Consider the following 2,787-nt stretch of genomic DNA (forward strand, 5'->3'; position numbering starts at 1 on the left):
CGGGCTCGGGTGCGAGCGTGGGTGCGGATGTGGCGCGCGCTGGAGCGGGAGCGGGAGCGGGCGGCGGCGTGGGCGGGGCGGCGGCGGACGCGGCGGTCGCCGTGCCGGACGCGGGCCGGTCCGGTGTCGGTCTGGCCCGGCTCGTCGGGCGGTCGCGGGAGCTCGATGTCCTGCGCGACCTGTGGCGGACGGCCGTGGCGGGCCGTCCCGGCTGCACGCTGGTCCGGGGCGCCGCCGGAGTCGGGAAGACCCGCCTGGTGACCGAGTTCGCGGAGCTGGCCCGGCGGCAGGGCGCCGTGGTCGCGTCCAGCCAGTGCTTCGGGTCGTCCGGACGGCTGGCGCTCGCTCCCGTCGCGGACTGGCTGCGCACCCCGGCCGCACGATCCGCCACCGCGACGCTCGACGAGACATGGCGCGCCGAGGTCGACCGCCTGGTCCCGGTCAAGGGCCACGGGACGCGGAGCACCGTCCCGCGGAGCACTGGATCGCGGAGCGACGGACCGCGGGGTGCCGGACCGCGGAGCGACGGACCGCGGAGCGACGGACCGCGGGGTGCCGGAGTGAGGCCCGTGGCGGACGCATGGCAGCGGCCCCGCTTCTTCGAGGGGCTGGCGCGGGCGCTGATGGCCGTCGGTCAGCCGATGGTGCTCGTCCTGGACAACATGCAGTGGTGCGACCAGGACACCCTCGCGTTCCTGAATTTCTACCTGGGCCTGGCGGGCGACGCCCCGGTCATGATCGCCGGGACGCTGCGCGACGAGGGACTCGGGGACGGCCCGGAGCTCGCGGACTGGACCGTCCGGATGCGGACCGCCGGCCTCCTCACCGACCTCACCCTCGACCCGCTGGAAGCCGAAGGCACGGCGGGCCTCGCCGAGGCGATCACCGGACGCCGCCTCCCCGAGGCCGACGCGACCCTGCTCCACGCGACGACGGGCGGCTTCCCGCTCTACGTGGTGGAAACCCTCCGCGGCGGCGCCTCCCCAGACGGAATCGGCACCGGCCCGGACGCTGTCGGGGCGGGGGTTGAGGCTGTGGCTGGGGCTGGCGTGGGGGTCGGTGACCTTACCTCGGTCCTGCGCAACCGCCTGGAGCGGGCGTCCGCCCCGGCTCGCGAGATCGCCGGGCTCGCCGCCGCGGTCGGGACCGACTTCACCCTCGACCTGCTCACCGAGGCCAGCGACCTCGACGCCGGAGTCGTCGTCGAGGCCGTGGACGAGCTGTGGCGCCACAGGATCATGCGGGAGTTCCGGGGCGGCTACGACTTCTCCCACGACCTGCTGCGGGACGCGGCGTACGCGGGCGTCACGCCGCCGAAGCGGTGGCTGCTGCACCGCCGGATCGCGCAGGGCCTGGAGCTGCTGCACGCCGACGACACCGACGCGGTATCGGCGCAGCTCGCCGAGCAGTACGCGCGCGGCGGGCGTCCCGACCGCGCCCTCGCCTACTACCGGCGGGCCGCCGAGGTCGCGGGCGGGCTGTTCGCGCATACCGAGTCGATCCGGCTGCTGCGGGAGGCGCTGGCGATCATCCGCGCCATGCCCGAGGGCCGCGCCAGGGACGCCAAGGAACTCGAGATCCTCAAGGCCATGGCGGCGCCGCTCAACGCCAGGTACGGCTACTCCTCCCCACACTTGCGGGAGACGACCGAACGCGCCGTCGCGCTGGCCGAGTCGCTCGGCGACGACGAATCGTTGCTGGACGGCCTGGTCGTGCTCTGGACGTCGCGGTTCGTCCAAGGCCGTATCACCGAGGGATATCGGGCCGCGGTCCAGGCCCTGAACAGCGCGGACCCCGACTCCCCGGCGAGCGGCCCGGCCCACTTCGCCGTCGGCGGAGGAGCCATGACCCTCGGCAGGCCCGCCGACGGCCTCCGGCACCTGGAACTCGCCGTCACGCTGACACGCGGCGCGTTCATGCTCAGCGTCGGCACCCGTCCGGACGTCCACGGAACGGCCTGGGCGGCCCACGCCCACTGGCTCCTCGGCCACGACGAAGAGGCCCTGGCCAGCTGCAACGACGCGATCAAGCATGCCCGGACCACCGGGCACCCCTACGTCCTGGCCGTGGCCCTCGCCTACGGCAGCGTCACCCACCAGATGCGCCGCGACATGTCCAAGCTGAAGGAAACCGTCACCGAGCTGCGCGAACTGTGCGGCCGCTACGACTTCGCCTACTACCGGGAATGGGGCCTGATCCTGGACGGGTGGCACCGCGGCGGCCCGGCAGGCGTGAACCTCGCCCGCGAAGGCATCGGGAACCTCCGTGCCCAGGGTTCGTTTGCCCGCATGCCCTACTGGCTGTCGCTGCTGGCCGATCTGCTGGCGCGCGACGACCGTCCGGACGCGGCGCGCGCGACCCTTGACGCCGCGCTCTCCGCCGCGCAGTCCCACGACGATGTCTGGTGGCTGCCCGAGGTGATGCGGATGCGCGCCGCCTACGACCACGACCGCGAGCAGGCCGTCTCGCGGCTGCGTTCCGCCGCGCGAACGGCGTCCGGCCACGGCAGCGTCGCGCTCCTCCGCCGCTGCGAGCACGACCTGCGCGCTCGGGGCATCGCACCTGACGCTTGAAACTCCGCGCCCGGCGTTCGGGACTTCGTGCCTAGCGTTCGAGACTTCAGCCCCCGGCGTTCGGGGCGTCGTGCCTGCCGTTTGAGGCTCCGTGCCTGGCGTTCGGGGCGTCGTGCCTGCCGTTTGAGGCTCCGTGCCTGGCGTTCGGGGCGTCGTGCCTGCCGTTTGAGGCTCCGTGCCTGGCGTTCGGGGCGTCGTGCCTGCCGTTTGAGGC

Annotated in this window: 1 protein-coding gene; it reads left to right on the forward strand. The window is 74.1% G+C overall.

Translation table 11 applies throughout. From position 1 onward, the window contains the following. The coding region (locus tag E1264_RS41765; RefSeq protein WP_132182987.1) for an AAA family ATPase at positions 1 to 2,573 on the forward strand (2,573 nt) is incomplete at its 5' end. Positions 2,574 to 2,787 lie beyond the last annotated feature (214 nt).

The organism is Actinomadura sp. KC216, assembly GCF_004348535.1.
In the GTDB taxonomy this organism is placed as follows: domain Bacteria; phylum Actinomycetota; class Actinomycetes; order Streptosporangiales; family Streptosporangiaceae; genus Spirillospora.